Consider the following 19624-nt stretch of genomic DNA (forward strand, 5'->3'; position numbering starts at 1 on the left):
ACACAATCCCAGATCATGGATCTGAGGCCGCTTTGAGGCGTCAGAGGCGATCCCGAACCTCAGCTATGCCCGCGCTCCACGGGCTCGGCTTGGTCCGGGGACGGCACGTAGGCGCACCACTGGCAGATCCCGCGCTCCGCGCCGCGCTGCGCGTTGCGCTGGGAGCAGAGCGGGCAGACGAGCAGGATCAGCCGCGAGCCGGTGCGCAGCGCGAGCCCGCGCCCCCGGAAGGTGACCTCGGTCGCCGCGTCGCCCGACGCGCGGTCCAGGGCGCTCACGGCGTGCCTCCGTGGCGTGGCCGCGGTACGGGTCCGCACGTGGTCTCGATGGCCATGGCGATGCCGCCCCCCAGCGTTCCTGCCAAGTTGTCGCTGGGTATAAGCGGCGAGTCGGCGAATGGCTCCGCTTGCGCATGTGGATCGGCCGGATGCATGCGGGCCGAAACGCCCGTATGAGAGGCTCCCGCGCCCCCGCTTCTTCGGGCGCGGCCCGGGCGGATGGGATGCAGGCGACGATGCAGGCGACGACGCACGACACCCAACAGGGCGAACCCGGCGGGACCGCCGGCGGCCTCCCCACCTTCGCCGACGTGGCCCGCGCCGCGGAGCGGATCGCCGGGGCCGCGCACCGCACCCCGGTCCTGACCTCGCGCACGGCGGACGCGATGACCGGCGGCCGCCTGTTCTTCAAGGCGGAGAACCTGCAGCGGGCCGGCGCCTTCAAGTTCCGCGGCGCCTACAACGCGATCAGCGCCCTGCCGGAGGCGGCCCGCACACGCGGAGTGATCACCTACTCCTCGGGCAACCATGCCCAGGCGATCGCCCTCGCGAGCCGGCTGCTCGGGGCGCCCGCCACCATCGTCATGCCGGGCGACGCCCCCGCGGCGAAGATCGCCGCCACCCGCGGCTACGGCGCCGAGGTGGTCCTGTACGACCGCTACACCCAGGATCGCGAGGCGCTCGGCCGCGAGATCGCCGAGGCCCGCGGCCTGACGCTGATCCCGCCCTTCAACCATCCCGACGTCATCGCCGGGCAGGGGACGCTGGCGCAGGAGCTGATCGAGACGGTCGGTCCCCTCGACGTGCTGGTGGCCTGCCTCGGCGGCGGCGGCCAGCTCGCGGGCTGCGCGCTCGCCGCCGCCGCGCTGTCGCCGGGTTGCCGGGTGATCGGCGTCGAGCCGGAGGCGGGCAATGACGGGCAGCGCTCGTTCCGCGAGGGCCGGATCGTCACGATCCCGGTGCCCCGGACCATCGCCGACGGGGCGCAGTCGACGGCGCTGGGCGACCTGACCTTCGCGATCATCCGCGCGCAGGTGTCCGAGATCCTCACCGTCACCGACGCGCAGCTCGTCGAGACCATGCGGTTCTTCGCCAGCCGGATGAAGCTCGTGGTCGAGCCGACCGGCTGCCTCGCGGCGGCGGCGGTGCTGAGCGGCCTCGTGGACGTGACGGACAAGCGCGTCGGCGTTGTGATCAGCGGCGGCAACGTCGATCTCGCGGCCTTCGCGCGGCTGACCGGCGAGGCGGCCTGAGGCGGCCTCAGGCGCCGATTGCCGGGCCGGTGTGACCCCGCCGCGGTGGACCGGCCCCGAGCCAATGCTTATCTTGTGCGCGTCGGAATGCGCGTCCCCGGGCCTTGAACCCGGATGGGCGGGAGGGTGACGATGTCCGCTGGTTTCAAGGTTCTCTCGCTGACCGATCGCGCCGCCGATCGGATCAAGGCGATCATGGCGGAGGCCGACCGGCCGATCGCCGGGCTGCGCGTCGGCGTCCGGAACGGCGGCTGCGCCGGGATGTCCTACACGATGGAATATGCCGAGGCGGCCAAGCCCGGCGAGGACGTGGTCGAGGATCGCGGCGTGCGCGTGTTCGTCGATCCGAAGGCGGTGCTGTTCCTGCTCGGCACCGAGATGGACTTCACCACCAACAAGCTGGCGTCGCAGTTCGTGTTCAACAATCCGAACCAGACCTCGGCCTGCGGCTGCGGGGAATCCGTGGCGATCACGCCGGTCTCGGCGGACCGCCTGCCCGCGCAGGCCTGAGCGGGAGCGCCCCGGCGCGCAGCGAGCCGGCGGCGCGCCGCGCCCTCAGGCCACCTGCGACAGCGACTCGGCGGCGTCGTCCAGGAAGCGGTTCCGGCCCGCGCGCTTCGCGGCGAACATGCACAGGTCGGCCCGCTCCATCAGCGAGGCCGGCGTGTCGCCCGGGCGCAGCACCGCGACACCCAGGGAGATCGTGATCTTGCCGAGCGACTCGCCGGTCGAGCGCTTGACGAGCTCGCGCCCCATGACGCTGGTGCGCACCGTCTCGGCCACCTGCTTGGCCACCGCCCGGTCGACGCCGGGCAGGATGATCCCGAACTCCTCGCCGCCGAACCGGGCGAGCTGCGCCTGCTTGCCGGCGTTCTCGCGCATCACGATCGCCACGAGCCGCAGGACCTGGTCGCCCGTGAGATGACCGTACAGGTCGTTGAAGCGCTTGAAGAAGTCGATGTCGAGGATGATCAGGCTCATGGGCGTCGTGCGCGCCCGGGCCGTCTCCATGGACGCCTTCAGCGTCTCCTCGAAATGCTTGCGGTTCGCCAGCCCCGTCAGGGCGTCGGTCAGGCTCTCGCGCCGGGTCGCGTCGAGCTTCTCGCGCAGGGTCTCGATCTCGCTGCGCGTCTCGCGCATGCGGGCTTCGAGGATCCGGTTGTTGGCGGCGACCTCCCGGGTCGTCGCGGCCAGGGTCGCGACGATCTCGCCGAACCGCGCCCGGCTCGGGACGCCCTGGGAGAGATCCTGCGCGACCCCGCGCAGGGACTCGCTGTACTGCGCCGTCGAGCCCAGGGAGAGGTCCAGGATCTCGGTGACGGCCGCGATCTCGCTGAGGACGACGCGGCTGACGTCGTCGGTGGTGCTCGCGAGACGGCGCCCGTCGAGATAGGTCTCGTGCAGGTCGTCGATGTCGCCCTCGGTGAGGCAGCCATTCTGGGTGGTGAGGCGCTTCACGGCGTCGGCGAGGAGCGGCAGCTCCCCCGAGACGTAGGCGTACCAGACGGCGTAGGCGCGCGGCGTCGCGGAGGGGCCGTAGTCGCGAATCAGATCGTGGCTGCGCTTCGCCAGCGCGAAGCTGCGATCGCGATCCGAATAGGTCTCCTGGCTCATCCGTATCCCGCGGTCCGGGGCGACCGGCGCGCATGCGACGTCACCCAGACTTGATATACGGCCGCCTGGTAGCCGGACAGTTAAGCCCGAACAGACGTCTGTTACTTATCCTTCTTCGCCAAGACTGGTCGAAGCAGGAATGCCGGAACGTGGGAGCCGAGGCCGACGGGCGTGTCCCCGTCGGCGTCGATCCGGCGCCCGCGCTCCTCGCGCGCGGACTCGCCGCGGCCCGACGCGCGGCCCGGCGCGCGCGGCTCCGGACGGCTCTCGGGGCGGGTCTCAGAGCGGCTCTCGGGACGGTCGTCCGGGCGGCTCTCCGCGCGCGCCGCGCCGCGGCCGCCGCGCGACCGGGTCGGGCGCTCGCGGACCTCCCCGGCCTCGCCGGCGCTCCGGGTGCTCTTCTCGACGACGCCCTTGTCGGCACTCTTGTCGCCGCCCTTGTCGCTGCCCTTGTCGCCGCTCCTGCCACCGCTCTTCGCGGAGCGCCCGCCCCGCCGCCCGTCGCTCGACCGGCCGCGGTGGCGCGTGCCGGTGTCGCCGGACGCGTCGGCCACGCTCGTCAGGTCGCCGTCCAGCCAGGGGATCGGCTGCCCGATCAGCGCCTCGATGGCGCCGAGCGAGCGCGCGTCGTCGGGGGCGACCAGCGTGTAGGCCGTGCCGCTCCGGCCGGCGCGGCCGGTGCGGCCGATCCGGTGGACGTAATCCTCCGGGTGATGCGGCACGTCGAAGTTGAAGACGTGGCTGACCGCGGGGATGTCGAGGCCGCGCGCCGCCACGTCGCTGGCGACCAGCAGGGCGGTCTCGCCGTTGCGGAAGCCGTCGAGGGCCGTCGTGCGGGCGCGCTGGTCCATGTCGCCGTGGAGCGCCGCGGCGTCGAAGCCGTGGCTGACCAGGGACTTCTGCAGCAGCGCGACGTCGCGCTTGCGGTTGCAGAAGATGATCCCGTTCTTCAGATCCTCCTCGCCGCGGATCAGGCCGCGCAGGCGCTCGCGCTTGGCGTGGCCCTCGGCGCCGGTGGCGACGAGGCGCTGCGTGATCGTGGTCGCCGTGGAGGCCGGCCGGGCCACCTCGACCCGCTGCGGGTTGTGCAGGAACATGTCGGCGAGCCGCTCGATCTCCGGCGGCATGGTGGCCGAGAAGAACAGGGTCTGCCGGGTGAACGGCACCATCTTCACGATGCGCTCGATATCGGGGATGAACCCCATGTCGAGCATGCGGTCGGCCTCGTCGATGACCAGGAGCTCGACGCCGGTGAGCAGCAGCTTGCCGCGCTCGAAATGGTCGAGCAGGCGACCGGGCGTGGCGATCAGCACGTCGGTGCCGCGCATCAGCTTGGCGTCCTGGTCGGCGAAGGAGACGCCGCCGATGATCAGCGCCACGTTGAGCTTGTGGTTGGTCCCGTAGCGGTCGAAATTCTCGACCACCTGGGCGGCCAGCTCGCGGGTCGGCTCCAGGATCAGCGTGCGCGGCATCCGGGCGCGGGCGCGGCCGTTCTCCAGCAGCGTCAGCATCGGCAGCGTGAAGGCCGCGGTCTTGCCGGTTCCGGTCTGGGCGATCCCGAGGACGTCGCGGCGTGCCAGCACGTGGGGGATCGCCTCGGCCTGGATCGGCGTCGGCTCTGTGTAACCCGCCGCTTCGACGGCGTTCAGGACTTTCTCGCTCAGTCCCAGGTCGGAAAAAGGCATTTGCGTTCAGGAACCGTTGCGCGCCCGGCCGGCGCGAAGGACACCGTCGCGGCAACGGCTGGGAAAGGCTCGCGCGGGGCGCTCGGACGCTCCCGGGGCCGCGGGGCGCATCGTCCCCGTCAGTTAGGGCCTTGGCGCGACTTGTCAATCTCGCAATCGCGACAGCGCGCGTCCGCGCACAGGGGATCGGCCCCGGGAGCGGCCCCCGATCAGGGCCGGAGACGGTCGACCGCGGGCACGGCGCAGGGGTCCAGACGGGTGGACCGGGCGGATCGTGCCGCCAGCGCGCCGGTCGTCTCGGGCTCGGCCATCGGCGGCAGCGCCGCCGTCGCGAGGGCGGCCCCGGGCAGCGCCGCGTCGGGCCGGCTCAGCCGCGCGAGCTGGTAGGCGCCGATCACCGCGACGATCCCGGCCAAGCCCGCCACGCGCAACGCCCAGGGCAGGGGGCCCGCTGTCCGGCTCGGCTTGGCGCGCGCGACCCGCGCGGCAGTCGAGCCGACCTGCGAGCCGACCTGCGCGCCGGCCTGCGCGCCGGGCGCGGTCTCGACGGTCCGGCGCTTGCCGAAGGTTGTCCGGCTCCGATCGTCGGGGCTCTGCATGGACGGTTCTCTCCACCGGCCGGGGACCGGGTTCGGTGCGGGGCGCGATGGCGCTCGCGGGCGAGCCCGCGAGCGCCGGACCATCGGTCAACAGGGTTAACCGATCGCTTACGAGGCGGCGGCCTCTCGTCAAAGTTGTGCCGGAATAAAACATCCGCCCTTACCCGTCCCCGCAGAGACCTCGGGCGATCTCGCCCGGCACACGCCGGCTTCCGACAATATGCGCGGCGCGCAACGCAGCTCGTCATCCGGGGTTTTGCAACTGTCCGCGCCCCGTGCGGGGCCGCGACCCGGCCCTCTGCTGTGGGGCGGGCCGGCTAGTCTTCATCTTTCGTTGACGGGATGTCCCTAGCCTGAGGAGGCTTGTTGCAGGAAAGCGACAGACCCGCCATCCGAGAGCGCCTAGAAGGCTGCCGGCTCAAGCTAACCCCAGGACCGAACACCACCATGAAGAAGCTTCTCCTCGCATCCACCGTTCTCGCCGGCATGACCGCCGCGGCGTCCGCCGCCGACCTGCCGCGCCGCGCCGCGCCGCCGCCGGTGTTCACGCCGGTGCCGGTGTTCACCTGGACCGGCTTCTACGTCGGTGTGAATGCCGGCTACGGCTTCGACGCCAACAGCCGCAACACCACCAGCTACGCCCTGCCCGGCGGCTCGCTGATCAACTCGCCCGGCACCGCCGGCGTCGTCAGCGTCAGCAACCGCAACAACAACGACGGCTTCTCGGGCGGCGCCCAGATCGGCTACAACTATCAGTTCACCCCGGGCTCCGGCGTCGTGATCGGCTTCGAGGCCGACGCCCAGTACGTCGACTTCGCCCGCCGCGCCAACGCCACCCAGAACTACAGCTTCCTGGGCTTCCCCGGCGTCGCCTTCAGCAACCCGCCGGCCTTCGTCGCCACGAGCGGCAACGGGCTGGACTACTTCGGCACCGTGCGCGGCCGCCTCGGCTACGCCTTCGATCGCACCCTCGTGTACGGCACCGGCGGCTTCGCCTACGGCTCGGGCCAGGACGACCAGAACTTCGCCGGCAACCGCTTCCGCGACAGCTTCCGCACCGGCTGGGCCGCCGGCGGCGGCGTCGAGTACGCGCTCCCGACCGACTCGTTCCTGAACTTCTTCCGCTCTTCGGCCGTCACGCTGAAGGTCGAAGGCCTGTACGTCAGCCTCGACCGCCAGAAGAACTCGGCCGGCGGCGTGTTCTACGGCAACCTCCTGCCCCCGAACGGCATCGCCTACCTCAACGGCGCCGCCGCCAAGACCGAGTTCGCCGTCGTCCGCGCCGGCCTGAACTACAAGTTCGGCTCGTACTGAGATCGAACTCCGGAGCCGGCCCTGCCGGCTCCGCGCAGGGGAAGGGCCTGGCCGCAAGGCCGGGCCCTTCTCGCGTTTCGGGGCCGCGGTTCGGCCGGTCCGGGTGCGACAGGGAAGGCCGGAACCGGGCGCGCCGCCCGCGATTGAGACCGCGGCGCCCCACGGGGACCCGGACGGGGCCTTCCACGCAGGGATCGGGCGCGCGGAGCGATCAGCCATGCGAAGCCGAATCCTTCTCCTGTCGCTCGCCGCCCTCGGCCTGGCCGGCGCGCCGGCCTCCGCGCAGGACGCCAGTGTGATCGGCAAGGACACGATCCTGCCGGGCACGGGGCCGGGCACCTCGACGGACGGCAAGGGGGTGGGGCGGCTGATGGAGGCGGCAAACGCCGAGGACGCCGCCAAGCGGCAGGGACTCAAGCCCGTCAGCTTCCTGACCACGAAGATGATCGGCGTGACGGTGCGCAACGCCGCCGGCGACAGCGTCGGCAAGATCGACGATCTGCTGATCACCGACGGCGGGACGCTCAGGGCGGTGGTGATCGACGTCGGCGGCTTCCTGGGCCTCGGCAGCAAGCTCATCGCGGTCGAGCCGGGAGCCCTGGTTCTGCGGCCCGGCGGCGACCGGTTCTCGGCGGTCCTCAACATGGGCAAGGACGCGGTGGCGGCGGCCCAGCCCTTCGACCCGGCCAAGGCGATCGCGGCCCCGCGCTAGGCCGCGACCGGAGGCCGTCGCCCGACGCGGCGGGGCCGCGTCGGGACTGCGTCAGATGTCGAGGTCGGCGCCCTCCGCGAAGGCCGCGCGCTCGCTGATGAAGGCGAAGCGCGCCTCGGGCTTGTTGCCCATCAGGCGCTCGACCGTGTCGCCGGTCGATTCCCGGGCCTCGTCTAGGACCGCGACGCGCAGGAGCGTGCGCTTCTTCGGGTCCATGGTGGTCTCCTTGAGCTGGGCCGGCATCATCTCGCCGAGGCCCTTGAACCGCCCGATCTCGACCTTGCCGCCCTTGAACACCGTCTTGACGATCCGCTCGCGATCCGCGTCGTCCCGGGCATAGGCCACCTTCGAGCCCTGCTGCAGTCGGTAGAGCGGCGGGATCGCGAGGTAGAGGTGGCCGCGGTCGATCAGCTTGGGCATCTGGCGGTAGAAGAACGTGATCAGCAGCGAGGCGATGTGGGCGCCGTCCACGTCGGCGTCCGTCATGATGATCACCTTCTCGTAGCGCAGGTCCGTCTCGCGGAAGGCCGTGCCGGTGCCGCAGCCAAGCGCCAGGGTCAGATCCGAGATCAGCTGGTTGGCGCCGAGCTTGTCGCGCGAGGCCGAGGCGACGTTCAGGATCTTGCCGCGCAGCGGCAGGATCGCCTGGGTCGCCCGGTCCCGGGCCTGTTTGGCGGAGCCGCCGGCCGAGTCGCCCTCGACGATGAAGATCTCCGAGCCCGCGGTGCCGGCCGCCGAGCAGTCGGCGAGCTTGCCGGGCAGGCGCAGCTTGCGGGTCGCGCTCTTGCGGGCGACCTCCTTCTCCTGGCGGCGGCGCAGGCGCTCCTCGGCCCGGTCGATCACCCAGTCGAGGAGCTTGTTGGCCTGGGCCGGGGAGGCGGCGAGCCAGTGGTCGAAGGCGTCGCGCACCGCCGTCTCGACGATGCGCTGGGCCTCCACGGTGGCGAGCTTGTCCTTGGTCTGGCCCTGGAACTCGGGCTCGCGGATGAACACCGAGAGCATCGACGCGCAGGTCGCCATGACGTCGTCGGTGGTTACCGCCGTCATGCGCTTGGCCTGGTTCACCCGCTCGGCGTGCTCGCGCAGGCCGCGCAGCAGCGCGACGCGGAGGCCCGCCTCGTGGGTGCCGCCCTCGGGGGTCGGGATGGTGTTGCAGTAGGAGTGCGAGAACCCGTCCTCGGCCACCATCCAGGCCACCGCCCATTCGAGCGACCCGTGCGAGCCCGGCTTGGTGATCTTGCCGGAGAACATCGCCTCGGTGACGAGCTCCTTGCCGTCGATGTCCCGGGCCAGATAGTCGCGCAGCCCGTCGGGGAAGCGGTGGACCGCCTCGGCCGGCACATCCGCCAGCCCCTCGAGGAGGGCGGGAGCGCAGCGCCAGCGGATCTCGACGCCGCCGAACAGGTAGGCCTTCGAGCGCGCCATCTTGAACAGGCGGCGCGGGTCGAACTTCAGCGAGCCGAAGATCTGGGCGTCCGGGTGGAAACGGACCCGGGTGCCGCGCCGGTTCTGCACTCGGCCGACCAGCTCCAGCGCGCCCTGCGCGTGACCGCGCGAGAAGGTCTGGCGGTAGAGGGTCTGGTTGCGCGCGACCTCGACCTCCAGCAGGTCGGAGAGCGCGTTCACCACCGAGATGCCGACGCCGTGCAGGCCGCCCGAGGTCTCGTAGACCTTCGAGTCGAACTTACCGCCGGCGTGCAGCGTGGTCATGATGACCTCGAGCGCCGACTTGCCGGGGAACTTCGGGTGCGGGTCGACCGGGATGCCGCGGCCGTTGTCGGTGACCACGAGGGCGCCGGATTCCTCCAGTTCCACCTCGATGAAGCTGGCATGGCCGGCGACCGCCTCGTCCATCGAGTTGTCGATCACTTCGGCGAAGAGGTGGTGCAGCGCCCGCTCGTCGGTGCCGCCGATATACATGCCGGGCCGGCGCCGGACGGGCTCCAGCCCCTCCAGCACCTCGATGTCGGAGGCGGTGTAGCCGCCCTCGGGCTCGGCGGCCGCGAGCGTCGCCACGGAGGCCGAGGCGTCCAGGCGCCGCCGCGGCTCGGGCGGACGGGCCGCCGCGCCCTTGCCGCCCGGCCCGAACAGGTCCCGCGCCGGGTCGCTCACGCGCGGCCTCCGCGCGCGCGGCGCGTCGGCCGGCTCGGAATCGCGCGGACGGGTCTTGGGACGGGTCTCGGGTCGTGGAGCATGCGCCTTCATCCCCGCATGATATCGGAACAAAACGGAAACATCAAAGCCGTTCGCCCTGCGGCGAAGCGGTCGCATCATCGCATGCTGCGCCGCCGCGAGCGAGGGCCGCGGCCGCAACGGGACACGGTTGTGCGCGCCGGGCCGTCATCACGACGTTGCACAACGATGGGTTAAGGCTTTCTCGTGACCCGCAGGCCCGGCTTCCATAGGCGACGACCGGAACAGAACGGGACGATCGACGTTAGTGGCGGAGATAAATCTTGACCGTGGTCAGGGAGCCGCAGTCCATGAGCGACGCCGCGATCGAGGCCCGCCGCCTCACGCTGATCCGATTCGAGCACGCGGCCGGCGCAGCCTTCGGCTGCGACGACGATGCGGCCGGCGTGCCGCCCGGCCGGGCCCTGATGAACTCCACCACCCTCGCGCTGGCGACCTTCGCGACCGCGCTGGCGGCGACCATCACCTACCTGGTCTGATCCCGATCGCCGACCGCGGCGCACGCTGAGCGGGCGGCGAGCCCCCACCGACGTCCGCGCGCGCGCAGCGAGGCAACCGGTCGGCGCCACGCTCGGCGGCCCCGGGCTGTCCCGGATCGCCCCGCTCCGCGCGCGAGGACGGGGCGGCCGCTCCCGGCCCCCGCCCGCGAGCCCCTCAGCCCGAGCTCGATTTCTTGGTCGGCGCCTTCTTGGCCGCCGGCTTCTTCGTGGCGGTCTTCTTCGCCGCCGGCTTGTCGCCGCTCGCGGCGCGCGCCGAACTCTTCCGGGCCGCCCCCCGCTTCGCCGGCTTGCCGCCGCCCGCGGCGCGCTTGGCGTTCACCAGGGCGATCGCCTCGTCCAGCGTCAGCGCCTCGGCGCTCATCGTCTTCGGCAGCGTGGCGTTGACCTCGCCGTCGGTGACGTAGGGTCCGTACTTGCCGGCCTTGACCACGAGGTCTCGGCCGCTGGCCTCGTCCTTGCCGAGCGGCCGGCCCGGATCGGCGGCCGGGCGGCCGCGGCCGCCGCCCTGCTCCTTGGCGACGATCAGGTCGATGGCGCGGTTGGCCCCGATCTCCAGCACGTCGTCGTCCTTGCCGAGATTGGCGTAGGTCTTCCCGTGCTGCACGTAGGGCCCGAACCGGCCGAGATTGGCCAGGATCGGCTCGCCGGTCTCGGGGTGGCGCGCCACCTCGCGGGGCAGCGCGAGCAGGGCCAGCGCCTTGTTCAGATCCACGTCCGAGGGGCTCAGCCCCTTCGGCAGCGACGAGCGCTTCGGCTTCTCCGCGCCCTTCTCGGTGGAGGCCTCGCCGAGCTGGAGGAACGGCCCGAAGCGGCCGTCGCGGAGCGTCACCGGCAGGCCGGTCGCGGGATCGTCGCCCAGCACGCGCACGCCCGGCTGGCCGCCCTCGGCCGAGGAGCCGTCCCCGTCGCCGTCGATGCCCGTGGCCGAGAGCTGGCGGGTGTACTTGCACTCCGGGTAGTTCGAGCAGCCGATGAAGGCGCCGAACTTGCCGAGCTTCAGCGACAGCTGGCCCGAGCCGCAGGTCGGGCAGGTGCGCGGGTTCGAGCCGTCGCCCTTGTCGGGGAAGATGTGCGGCCCGAGAAGGCCGTTCAGCGCCTCCAGCACGTCGGCGACGCGCAGCTCCTTGGTCTCGCCGATCGCCGCGGAGAAGTCGCGCCAGAAGTCGCGCAGCACCGCCCGCCAGTCGATCTCGGCGTTGGAGACCCGGTCGAGCTGCTCCTCGAGGCCGGCGGTGAAGTCGTACTCGACGTAGCGCCGGAAGAAGCTCTCCAGGAAGCCCGTGACGAGCCGCCCCTTGTCCTCCGGCTGCAGCCGCTTCTTCTCGATCTTGACGTACTCGCGGTCCCGCAAGGTCTGGAGCACCGCGGCGTAGGTCGAGGGCCGGCCGATGCCGAGCTCCTCCATGCGCTTCACGAGGCTCGCCTCGGAGTAGCGCGGCGGCGGCTCGGTGAAGTGCTGGGTCGCGCTGATGCGCTCGCGGGTGAGGGGGTCGCCGGCCTTCATGGGCGGCAGGCGGCGGCTCTCCTCGTCCTCCTCGTCGTCCTTGCCCTCCTGGTAGAGGGTCAGGAAGCCGTCGAACTTCACCACCTGGCCGGTGGCGCGCAGGTCGATGGTCCGCGGCCCGACCTTGGCGGTGACGTCGACGGTGGTCCGCTCCAGCTCGGCCGATTCCATCTGGCTCGCCATGGTGCGGGTCCAGATCAGCTCGTAGAGCCGGGCCTGCTCGGGCTCCAGGTGGCGCGCCACCGTCTTGGGCAGGCGGCCCATGTCGGTGGGACGCACCGCCTCGTGGGCCTCCTGGGCGTTCTTGGCCTTGACGCTGTACTTGCGCGGCACGTCCGGCACGTAGCGGTCGCCGAACTCCTTGCCGATCACCCGGCGGGCGTCCTGGATCGCCTCCGGCGCCATGTCGACGCCGTCGGTCCGCATGTAGGTGATGATGCCGACCGTCTCGCCGCCGATGTCGACGCCCTCGTAGAGGCGCTGGGCGACCCGCATGGTCTGGGCCGGCGCCATGCCGAGCTTGCGCGAGGCCTCCTGCTGAAGGGTCGAGGTGGTGAAGGGCGGCTGCGGGTGGCGCTTGGCGGGCTTGGCCTCGACGCTCGCCACCTGGAAGGTCGCGAGTTCGAGGTCGCGCCTGAAGGCGGCGGCTTCGTCGCCGGTGCCGACGTCGAGGCGCTGGATGCGCTTGCCGTCGGCGCCCACGAGGCGGGCCTCGAAGGTGGCGCCGTCCGCGGTCGTCAGCGTGGCGATGAGGGTCCAGTACTCGCGCGGCTTGAACCGCTCGATCTCCATCTCGCGCTCGACGACGAGGCGGAGCGCCACGGACTGCACGCGCCCCGCCGAGCGGGCGCCCGGGAGCTTGCGCCACAGGACCGGCGAGAGGTTGAAGCCCACGAGGTAGTCGAGCGCCCGGCGCGCCAGGTAGGCGTCGACCAGCGCCTGGTCGATCTCGCGCGGCTTGCGCATCGCCTGCTCGACCGACGCCTTGGTGATGGCGTTGAAGGTCACGCGCTCGACCGGGATGCCCTTGAGCGCCTTGCGGGCGGTGAGCGCCTCCAGCACGTGCCAGGAGATCGCCTCGCCCTCGCGATCCGGGTCGGTGGCGAGGATCAGCTTGTCGGCGCCCTTGACCGCCTTGGCGATCTCGGAGACCCGGCTCGCCCCGCGGTCGGCCAGTTCCCAGACCATGCGGAAATCCTGCTCGGGATCCACCGAGCCGTCCTTGGGCGGCAGGTCGCGGATGTGCCCGAAGGAGGCGATGACTTCATAGTCGCGGCCGAGATACTTATTGATCGTCTTGGCTTTGGCCGGCGACTCGACGACGACGACTTTCATTCAGACCTCTGCCCCTGACGGGGCCTGGGCGCGACGGACGAATTCTGTTCGAGATTCGCGTGGGACGTATGCCCGCCGTCGGGCCGGGGCCGCGCGCCGGGGACAAGTGGGTCACGGGCGGCGGGATGTCAAATGGCGGGGGTGACGCAAGCCTCGCCCGAGGGAGCCGGCGTAAGCCGCGCACAGGGCTTATATGAGTCGTGTGCGATGGCGATCACATACGATCCCCCGAAGCGCGGTCGAACCCTGGCGGAACGGGGACTCGATTTCGAGGACGCGGCCGTCGTGTTCGCTGGCCCCGTGTTTACGTTCGAGGATATCCGCCAGGATTACGGCGAGTGCCGTACCGTCACCGTAGGCTTCCTGGCCGGCCGCATGACGATCATAATCTGGACTCCGCGCGGGCAGGACCGTCACGTTTTCCCGATGAGGAAGGCCAATGTCAGAGAGCAGAAGCGCTACGCACCGCTCATCCGCTGACGCCGCGATCAAGAGCGACCTGGCCAAGGTGGACGCGCACACGATCACGCCGGAGGAGTACGACGAGATTCCCGAGCTGACGGACGCGATGCTCGCGCGCGCCGATTTCTATGTCGGCGATCGCTTCGTGCCGCGTGGGCCGACCGGCAGGTCGGACGAGATGGTCGCGATCCACCTCCTGCCGGAGATCGTCGCGCATTTCCGCGCTCAGGGTCCGGGTTGGCAGGCTCGCATCAACGCCGCGCTGATGGAGGCGATCGAGCGCGAGCGCGCGGCGAAGTCTCGCTGAGCGCTCAGATCCCCGCGTACCATTCGTAGCCGCGATCCTCCCAGTAGCCGCCGCTGCCCTGGCCGATCCCGGCGAGCGATTCCACCATCTCGACCCGCATCACGTACTTGGCCTGCTTGTAGCCGAGCTGGCGCTCGACCCGCAGGCGGAGCGGCGCGCCGTTCGAGACCGGCAGCGGCTTGCCGTTGAGGTCGTAGGCCAGGATCGTCTGCGGGTTGACGGCGTCGTAGAGGTCGACGCTCTCGTAGTAGCGGATCGGGATCCCGGCCGGCTCGGGCTCCGGGGCCGGGCTGCCCTGGCCCCAATCGTCCTTGGGGGCGTCGGTGGCGGTGGCCGGGCCGCCCCAGTCGTCGGCGGCGGCGAGCTGGATATAGGCCGCGCGCACCGCGCCCGGATGGCTCGGGCGCCAGAGGGACGCTCCCTGATCGCGCCCCTTGCCGCCGCCCTTGGGACCGGCCTCGAACTCCAGCGTGTCGGCGCAGTGGAACACCGCGAAGCGCGCCTGCGGCTTCAGCCCGGCCATCTTCAGCACCTCGGCGAGCGGCACGCCGCTCCACTGCCCGATGCAGCTCCAGCCCTCCACGCAATCGTGACGGGTGATCTGGGTGCGCGCGGGCAGGGCGCGCAGGTCCGCGAGGCTCAGCGACAGCGGGGTCTGGACCAGCCCGTCCACCATCAGCCTGAAGTCCGAAAACTTCTGCGCCGCCAGCGCCCGGTAGGCGCGGTCCGGCGGGTCGATGGTGCCGTTCGGCTTGAACCAGGGCGAGATCATCGAGGCCGGGAATTCCCGGGCCAGGGTCGCGGGCGACATCAGCAGGCGCTGGACGTACTGGTTCGCGTCCTCGCCGACCTGGAGGGTGCGCCGCCCCGTCTCGCTCCCGGCGAACCGGTCGCAGCCGCCGAGGAGGGCGGTGCCCATCAGGCCCGCGCCCGCGGTGAGGAGCTTGCGGCGGTGGAGAATCATCGGGCGGGCTCCTTCTCGGGACGACCGAGGCTGAACCAGCCGGTGATCATGCCGCGCATGTTGTTGACGAGCCCGGACACGATCACGAGCAGCACGTGGACCACCACGAACAGCACGATCAGCCCGGCGGCGATGAAGTGGACGCTGCGCGCCGATTGCCGGCCGCCGAACAGCTCGGTGAGCCAGGGCCACGCGGCGTCCATCCCGGGCGACATGGCGAGGCCGGCGAGCACCATCGCGGGCAGCAGGCCGAGCACGAGGACGAGGTAGGTCAGCTTCTGGATGACGTTGTAGCGCTTGGCCTCGGTGCCCTCGGGGAAGCGCAGGAGCAGGTGCTCCTTCACGGAGCCGCCGAAGTCGCGGATCTGGTCGCCGTCCGGGATCAGGCGCCGGCGGAGCTGACCGCTGAACAGGCCGTAGAGGAGGTAGACCGCGCCGTTGAGCACGAGGAGCCACGCGAACAGGAAGTGCCAGCGCCGCCCCGTGGCGAGGTCCTGGCTGGCCGGCAGCGTCGCCCAGGACGGGAAGGCGCGCTCCACCTCGGTACCGTACTCCTTCGACAGGCCGAGCACGCCGGTGGTGTCGAGGGTGTGGGAACCGACCGTCACGACGCCGCGAGCCGTGCCGTCGCGGCCCTGCTCGCTGGTGATGGCGAGCGCCGGAGTGTCGAAGGTCGAGGTCGCGCCCCAGTAGAGCGCCGGATGCGCGTTGAAGATCTGCAGGCCGCTCATCAGCAGCACCAGCAGGACGGCGGCGTTGATCCAGTGGGCCAGCCGGATAACCAGCGGGTGGCGGTAGAACCAGCGGCGCCCCTGCCGGTCGACGGTCTCGGGGGCTTCGAGGGCAGGGGAGGCGGCCAAGCTTCACGGTCCCGGACAAGCATCGCGAGGCCGGGAATCGTCTGGAACCCGACCGTTCGGGCGAATACGTGGCGCAGGGGCGTCCGGTTACCATCCGCCGGAAAAAAGGCCGCAGCCGCCCCTTAAGCCTCCCCTCGGGACACGGCTGCGCCCGTGGGGGCGCGCGGTCGATGGCGGAGCGCGAGCGTTCCTTCCCCCTGCGGGAGAGGGACCCGCGCTTCCGCCCGCCGCCGGTCGAGCCTGCCGGGGCCTCACAACCCTGTCACCCGCCTGTCACCCGCAGCCCTTCCGGGACGGAGCAGACGCCGCGGATAGAACCGAGATGTCCGCGACACAGCCTTGCCCGCCGGGCGCGCCGCACCTACACCCGGGCCTCATCATGACGACGCCTCCGCCCCCGGCCTTCCCGCACCGGCACCTCCTCGGCATCGAGGGCCTGACCCGGCCCGATATCGAGGTGCTGCTCGACGCCGCCGAATCCGCCGTCGACATCTCGCGGCAGGTGGAGAAGAAGCGCACGACCCTGCGGGGCCGCACGCAGATCAACCTGTTCTTCGAGCCCTCGACCCGGACGCAATCGTCCTTCGAGCTCGCCGGGAAGCGACTCGGCGCCGACGTCATGAACATGTCGGTGGCCTCGTCCTCGGTGAAGAAGGGCGAGACCCTGATCGACACCGCCGCGACGCTCAACGCCATGCGGCCCGACATCATCGTGGTCCGCCACGAATCGGCCGGCGCCGTGCACCTGCTCGCCCGCAAGGTCGACTGCGCGGTGGTCAATGCCGGCGACGGCGCCCACGAGCACCCGACCCAGGCGCTCCTCGACGCGCTCACCATCCGCCGCAACAAGGGCCGGATCGAGGGGCTGCAGGTGGCGATCTGCGGCGACGTCCTGCACTCGCGGGTGGCGCGCTCCAACATCATCCTGCTGCAGGCGATGGGCGCGCGGGTCCGCCTGATCGCGCCCTCGACGCTGCTGCCCGCCGGCATCGAGCGCTTCGGCGTCGAGACCTTCACCGACATGCGCAGGGGCCTCGTCGGCTGCGACATCGTGATGATGCTGCGCCTCCAGCGGGAGCGCATGAACGGCTCGTTCGTGCCCTCGGTGAAGGAGTATTTCCGGTACTTCGGCCTCGACGGCGAGAAGCTGGCGCTCGCCAAGCCCGACGCCCTGGTGATGCATCCGGGCCCGATGAACCGCGGCGTCGAGATCTCCTCCGAGATCGCCGACGGCGCGCAGTCGCTGATCCGCGAGCAGGTCGAGATGGGCGTGGCCGTCCGCATGGCCGTGCTGGAGGCGCTGGCGCGGCACCTGCCGAACGGGTGAGGCCGCGACAACGGGTGAACCCCGGACAAAGCCGGGCGGCCTTCACCCGCCCCGCTTGCCCGCGGGGCGGCCGTAGCGCAGTTTCCTGCCGAAATCCGGCCCTGATCCGTATAAGGGGCCGTCGTAACATGCAGATCGCTTCATGACCGCCTACACGCTCGCCGACCTCGCCGCCCTCGTGGCGAGCCGCGCCGGGACCGATCCGGCCACCTCCTACACGGCCAAGCTCCTGTCCGAGGGACCCGCCAAGGCGGCCAAGAAGCTCGGCGAGGAGGCGGTGGAGGCGGCGATCGCGGCCGTGCAGGGCGACAAGACCGGGCTGCGGAACGAGGCCGCCGACGTGCTCTATCACCTCGTCGTGCTGCTCCGGGCCGGCGGCGTCGAGCTCGACGCCGTCATGGCCGAGCTGGAGCGCCGCACAGCCCAGAGCGGCATCGCCGAGAAGGCCGCGAGGCGCCCCGCGTGAACGCGGCCGCGCTGCCGGGCTCGGTCGAGGCGATCCTCGAAGCGTCGGACCGGCTCTCGCCGTATCGCCGCTTCAGCCGCGAGGAATGGGCGCAGCTCCGCGCCGACACGCCGCTGACCCTCAAGCAGGAGGATCTCGAGCGGCTGCAATCGATCAACGACCCGATCTCGCTGGAGGAGGTGGAGGCGATCTACCTGCCGCTGTCCCGCCTGCTCGCCCTCTACGTCGCGGCGACGCAGGGGCTGTTCAAGGCGACGCAGCGCTTCCTGCTGGCCGAGCGCGAGACCAAGGCGCCCTACATCATCGGGCTCGCCGGCTCGGTGGCGGTGGGCAAGTCGACGACCGCCCGCATCCTGACCGCCCTGCTGGCGCGCTGGCCCAACACCCCGAAGGTCGACCTCGTCACCACCGACGGGTTCCTGCTGCCCAACGCCGAACTCGCCGCCAACGGGCTGATGGAGCGGAAGGGTTTCCCGGAGAGCTACGACACCGCCGCGCTGCTGCGCTTCCTCCACGACGTGAAGGCCGGCCACAAGCGCGTGACCGCGCCGCTCTACTCGCACCTCGTCTACGACCGGGTGCCCGGGGAGGAGCGGGTGGTGGAGAGCCCCGACATCCTGATCGTCGAGGGCCTGAACGTGCTCCAGCCGGCGCGGCTGCCGCGGGACGGGACCGCGATCCCGTTCGTGTCCGACTTCTTCGACTTCTCGATCTATCTCGACGGCCACGAGGACGACCTGCACCGCTGGTACGTCACGCGCTTCATGAAGCTGCGCCAGACGGCGTTCCGCGATCCGCGCTCCTACTTCCGGAAATACGCCGGGATCCCCGAGACCGAGGCGCTCGACATCGCCGACCGGCTCTGGACGACCATCAACCTGCCGAACCTGCGCGAGAACATCGTCCCGACGCGCCAGCGGGCGAGCCTGATCCTCACCAAGGGCGCGAGCCACCGGATCGAGAGCGTGGCTTTGCGGCGGCTGTAGGCCGGTTCGGGGCTCCAGACCGCACCCTCCTTCGAGGCCTCCGCTCCGGCACCTCAGGATGAGGGCGCGGGTGGGAGCAGCCCGCTCACGCGAACGGAAATTCCGCCTCCGCCACATACGGCCCGCCCCCGGTCGAGTCCCGCGCCGAGAACAGCGTCACCCGGTCTGACGTGTAAGTCAGCGGCGCGAAGACCGGCGCCTGCGACAGGTACATCGCGGTCGCCTCCGGCGTGGCGTCGCGCCGCAGCCGGGCCAGGGTCACGTGCGGGGTGAATTTCCGCCGTTCCGGCTCGACCCCGGCGCGGCGCACGAGCCGCTCCTGCTCGGCCTGCAGATCCATCAGCCCCGCCTCCGGCACCACCGACGCGTAGAGCGCGCGGGGCCTGTCGCCGCCGAAGATGCCGAGTCCGTCGAGCGTCACCGTCAGGGCCGGGCGGACCCGCATCTCGGACAGCGCCTCCACCACGTCGTCGGCCGTGGTCGCGTCGACGTCGCCGATGAACCGCAGGGTCACGTGGAAGTCGCTGGGCTCGATCCAGCGAGCCCCCGGCAGGCCGCCCTGATAGGCCCTCAGCGCGTCGGCGATCGCGGGCGGCACGGCGAGCCCGGTGAACAGGCGTGGCACTACCGCGACGCCCCCTGCCGGAGGCCCCCCAAAAAAGTCTCGACCGTGGGCGCCATGCGGGCCGCGATGGTCTCCACGCCCTGCCGGTTCGGGTGGATCATGTCGTCGAGGTGCTGCGCCCGGTCGCCGATGATGCCGTCGAGGAAGAACGGGTAGAGGGTCAGGCCGTAGCGCTCGGCGAGGGCCGGGTAGATCGCGTCGAACCGCGCCTTGTAGTCGGGCCCGAGATTGGGCGCGGCCTGCATGCCGGCGAGCAGGACCGGGATGCCCCGCGCCTTCAGCCGCTCGATGATCGCCGCCAGCGCGCCCTCGGTGACCTTCGGGTCGGTGCCGCGCAGCATGTCGTTGGCGCCGAGCTCGAGGATCACGCCGGCGGTCCCGTCCGGGACCGACCAGTCGACCCGGTCGAGGCCGCCCGTGGCGGTGTCGCCGGACACGCCGGCGTTGGCCACCGTCACGTCCTGGCCCCTGGCCTTGAGCAGGCGCTCCAGCACGGTGGGGAAAGCGGCGTCGGCGGGGAGGCGGTAGCCGGCGGTCAGGCTGTCGCCGAGGGCGACGAGCTTGATCGGGCCGCCCGGGGCAGCCCGCGAAACTGTCATGAAAGGGACCATCAGGAGCGCTAGCGCTGCGGCATACAGGG

At 71.4% G+C, this 19624-nt stretch carries 20 protein-coding genes; 10 read left to right on the forward strand and 10 right to left on the reverse strand.

Going from position 1 to position 19624, the window contains the following annotated elements; translation table 11 throughout:
• Positions 1 to 59: 59 nt before the first annotated feature.
• Positions 60 to 278, reverse strand: coding sequence for a hypothetical protein (locus J3A75_RS08920; RefSeq protein WP_024830855.1), 219 nt, complete (start codon positions 276 to 278; stop codon positions 60 to 62).
• 236 nt (positions 279 to 514) lie between these two features.
• Here J3A75_RS08920 and J3A75_RS08925 point away from each other — a divergent pair, with 236 nt between their 5' ends.
• Complete coding sequence (locus tag J3A75_RS08925) at positions 515 to 1531, forward strand: threo-3-hydroxy-L-aspartate ammonia-lyase (protein ID WP_029359951.1); 1017 nt, start codon at positions 515 to 517, stop codon at positions 1529 to 1531.
• A gap of 132 nt (positions 1532 to 1663) precedes the next feature.
• Positions 1664 to 2041, forward strand: a complete 378-nt coding sequence (locus tag J3A75_RS08930) for a HesB/IscA family protein (protein ID WP_012317999.1) — start codon at positions 1664 to 1666, stop codon at positions 2039 to 2041.
• 45 nt (positions 2042 to 2086) lie between these two features.
• On the opposite strand, the gene J3A75_RS08935 is transcribed toward J3A75_RS08930, so the two are convergent.
• The 3 genes from J3A75_RS08935 to J3A75_RS08945 all read right to left on the reverse strand — a co-directional run bounded on the left by J3A75_RS08935 (position 2087) and on the right by J3A75_RS08945 (position 5429).
• Entirely contained in the window at positions 2087 to 3145 is a 1059-nt protein-coding gene (locus J3A75_RS08935; protein ID WP_012318000.1) for a sensor domain-containing diguanylate cyclase, read from the reverse strand.
• Between the two features lie 101 nt (positions 3146 to 3246).
• Complete coding sequence (locus J3A75_RS08940) at positions 3247 to 4830, reverse strand: DEAD/DEAH box helicase (protein WP_209650016.1); 1584 nt, start codon at positions 4828 to 4830, stop codon at positions 3247 to 3249.
• Between the two features lie 209 nt (positions 4831 to 5039).
• A complete protein-coding gene (locus J3A75_RS08945) occupies positions 5040 to 5429 on the reverse strand; it encodes a hypothetical protein (protein WP_012318002.1) in 390 nt (129 codons plus the stop codon).
• A gap of 447 nt (positions 5430 to 5876) precedes the next feature.
• On the opposite strand from J3A75_RS08945, the gene J3A75_RS08950 reads away from it, so the two are divergent.
• Complete coding sequence (locus tag J3A75_RS08950; protein WP_209650018.1) at positions 5877 to 6743, forward strand: outer membrane protein; 867 nt, start codon at positions 5877 to 5879, stop codon at positions 6741 to 6743.
• A 217-nt stretch (positions 6744 to 6960) separates the two neighbouring features.
• A complete protein-coding gene (locus tag J3A75_RS08955; RefSeq protein ID WP_012318004.1) occupies positions 6961 to 7455 on the forward strand; it encodes a PRC-barrel domain-containing protein in 495 nt (164 codons plus the stop codon).
• A gap of 51 nt (positions 7456 to 7506) precedes the next feature.
• Here J3A75_RS08955 and parE read toward each other — a convergent pair whose 3' ends face one another.
• Positions 7507 to 9567, reverse strand: a complete 2061-nt coding sequence (parE, locus tag J3A75_RS08960; RefSeq protein WP_012318005.1) for a DNA topoisomerase IV subunit B — start codon at positions 9565 to 9567, stop codon at positions 7507 to 7509.
• 371 nt (positions 9568 to 9938) lie between these two features.
• On the opposite strand from parE, the gene J3A75_RS08965 reads away from it, so the two are divergent.
• Positions 9939 to 10127 (forward strand): hypothetical protein, encoded by a 189-nt coding sequence (locus J3A75_RS08965; protein ID WP_012318006.1) that lies wholly within the window; start codon positions 9939 to 9941, stop codon positions 10125 to 10127.
• A 175-nt stretch (positions 10128 to 10302) separates the two neighbouring features.
• Here J3A75_RS08965 and topA read toward each other — a convergent pair whose 3' ends face one another.
• Positions 10303 to 12987: a type I DNA topoisomerase gene (gene topA, locus J3A75_RS08970; protein ID WP_209650019.1), complete on the reverse strand. Its 2685-nt coding sequence runs from the start codon at positions 12985 to 12987 to the stop codon at positions 10303 to 10305.
• Between the two features lie 207 nt (positions 12988 to 13194).
• On the opposite strand from topA, the gene J3A75_RS08975 reads away from it, so the two are divergent.
• Together J3A75_RS08975 and J3A75_RS37000 are read left to right on the forward strand one after the other, a co-directional pair.
• Positions 13195 to 13467 carry a BrnT family toxin gene (locus tag J3A75_RS08975; protein WP_209650021.1) on the forward strand — a complete coding sequence of 91 codons (273 nt, stop codon included), beginning with the start codon at positions 13195 to 13197 and terminating at the stop codon, positions 13465 to 13467.
• 28 nt (positions 13468 to 13495) lie between these two features.
• Positions 13496 to 13756, forward strand: coding sequence for a BrnA antitoxin family protein (locus tag J3A75_RS37000; RefSeq protein ID WP_024830847.1), 261 nt, complete (start codon positions 13496 to 13498; stop codon positions 13754 to 13756).
• Between the two features lie 4 nt (positions 13757 to 13760).
• On the opposite strand, the gene J3A75_RS08985 is transcribed toward J3A75_RS37000, so the two are convergent.
• Positions 13761 to 14720: a molybdopterin-dependent oxidoreductase gene (locus J3A75_RS08985; RefSeq protein WP_209650023.1), complete on the reverse strand. Its 960-nt coding sequence runs from the start codon at positions 14718 to 14720 to the stop codon at positions 13761 to 13763.
• The gene (locus J3A75_RS08990; RefSeq protein WP_209650025.1) at positions 14717 to 15580 is read right to left on the reverse strand and encodes a cytochrome b/b6 domain-containing protein; all 864 of its coding nucleotides are present in this window, start codon (positions 15578 to 15580) and stop codon (positions 14717 to 14719) included. The genes J3A75_RS08985 and J3A75_RS08990 overlap by 4 nt, the downstream gene beginning before the upstream one ends.
• A gap of 379 nt (positions 15581 to 15959) precedes the next feature.
• Here J3A75_RS08990 and J3A75_RS08995 point away from each other — a divergent pair, with 379 nt between their 5' ends.
• From J3A75_RS08995 to coaA, 3 genes are all read left to right on the forward strand, one after another.
• Positions 15960 to 16907, forward strand: a complete 948-nt coding sequence (locus J3A75_RS08995; RefSeq protein ID WP_041372515.1) for an aspartate carbamoyltransferase catalytic subunit — start codon at positions 15960 to 15962, stop codon at positions 16905 to 16907.
• Between the two features lie 142 nt (positions 16908 to 17049).
• The gene (locus J3A75_RS09000) at positions 17050 to 17373 is read left to right on the forward strand and encodes a phosphoribosyl-ATP diphosphatase (protein ID WP_024830843.1); all 324 of its coding nucleotides are present in this window, start codon (positions 17050 to 17052) and stop codon (positions 17371 to 17373) included.
• Positions 17370 to 18359 carry a type I pantothenate kinase gene (gene coaA, locus J3A75_RS09005; protein ID WP_012318014.1) on the forward strand — a complete coding sequence of 330 codons (990 nt, stop codon included), beginning with the start codon at positions 17370 to 17372 and terminating at the stop codon, positions 18357 to 18359. Before J3A75_RS09000 ends, coaA begins: the two co-directional genes overlap by 4 nt.
• An 85-nt stretch (positions 18360 to 18444) precedes the next feature.
• On the opposite strand, the gene thpR is transcribed toward coaA, so the two are convergent.
• Together thpR and J3A75_RS09015 are read right to left on the reverse strand one after the other, a co-directional pair.
• Positions 18445 to 18984, reverse strand: a complete 540-nt coding sequence (gene thpR / locus J3A75_RS09010) for an RNA 2',3'-cyclic phosphodiesterase (protein WP_024830842.1) — start codon at positions 18982 to 18984, stop codon at positions 18445 to 18447.
• Positions 18984 to 19595 carry an arylesterase gene (locus tag J3A75_RS09015; RefSeq protein WP_409518657.1) on the reverse strand — a complete coding sequence of 204 codons (612 nt, stop codon included), beginning with the start codon at positions 19593 to 19595 and terminating at the stop codon, positions 18984 to 18986. The genes thpR and J3A75_RS09015 overlap by 1 nt, the downstream gene beginning before the upstream one ends.
• Positions 19596 to 19624: the final 29 nt, after the last annotated feature.

Source organism: Methylobacterium sp. PvP105 (assembly GCF_017876975.1).
GTDB lineage: Bacteria > Pseudomonadota > Alphaproteobacteria > Rhizobiales > Beijerinckiaceae > Methylobacterium > Methylobacterium radiotolerans.

Bases quoted from the DNA above. Each gene is read 5' to 3' on its own strand.
- J3A75_RS08925 (WP_029359951.1), top strand. From the start codon at position 515: ATGCAGGCGACGACGCACGACACCCAACAGGGCGAACCCGGCGGGACC.
- J3A75_RS08930 (WP_012317999.1), top strand. From the start codon at position 1,664: ATGTCCGCTGGTTTCAAGGTTCTCTCGCTGACCGATCGCGCCGCCGAT.
- J3A75_RS08935 (WP_012318000.1), bottom strand. From the start codon at position 3,145: ATGAGCCAGGAGACCTATTCGGATCGCGATCGCAGCTTCGCGCTGGCG.
- J3A75_RS08940 (WP_209650016.1), bottom strand. From the start codon at position 4,830: ATGCCTTTTTCCGACCTGGGACTGAGCGAGAAAGTCCTGAACGCCGTC.
- J3A75_RS08945 (WP_012318002.1), bottom strand. From the start codon at position 5,429: ATGCAGAGCCCCGACGATCGGAGCCGGACAACCTTCGGCAAGCGCCGG.
- J3A75_RS08950 (WP_209650018.1), top strand. From the start codon at position 5,877: ATGAAGAAGCTTCTCCTCGCATCCACCGTTCTCGCCGGCATGACCGCC.
- J3A75_RS08955 (WP_012318004.1), top strand. From the start codon at position 6,961: ATGCGAAGCCGAATCCTTCTCCTGTCGCTCGCCGCCCTCGGCCTGGCC.
- J3A75_RS08965 (WP_012318006.1), top strand. From the start codon at position 9,939: ATGAGCGACGCCGCGATCGAGGCCCGCCGCCTCACGCTGATCCGATTC.
- topA (WP_209650019.1), bottom strand. From the start codon at position 12,987: ATGAAAGTCGTCGTCGTCGAGTCGCCGGCCAAAGCCAAGACGATCAAT.
- J3A75_RS08975 (WP_209650021.1), top strand. From the start codon at position 13,195: ATGGCGATCACATACGATCCCCCGAAGCGCGGTCGAACCCTGGCGGAA.
- J3A75_RS08985 (WP_209650023.1), bottom strand. From the start codon at position 14,720: ATGATTCTCCACCGCCGCAAGCTCCTCACCGCGGGCGCGGGCCTGATG.
- J3A75_RS08995 (WP_041372515.1), top strand. From the start codon at position 15,960: ATGACGACGCCTCCGCCCCCGGCCTTCCCGCACCGGCACCTCCTCGGC.
- J3A75_RS09000 (WP_024830843.1), top strand. From the start codon at position 17,050: ATGACCGCCTACACGCTCGCCGACCTCGCCGCCCTCGTGGCGAGCCGC.
- J3A75_RS09015 (WP_409518657.1), bottom strand. From the start codon at position 19,595: ATGGTCCCTTTCATGACAGTTTCGCGGGCTGCCCCGGGCGGCCCGATC.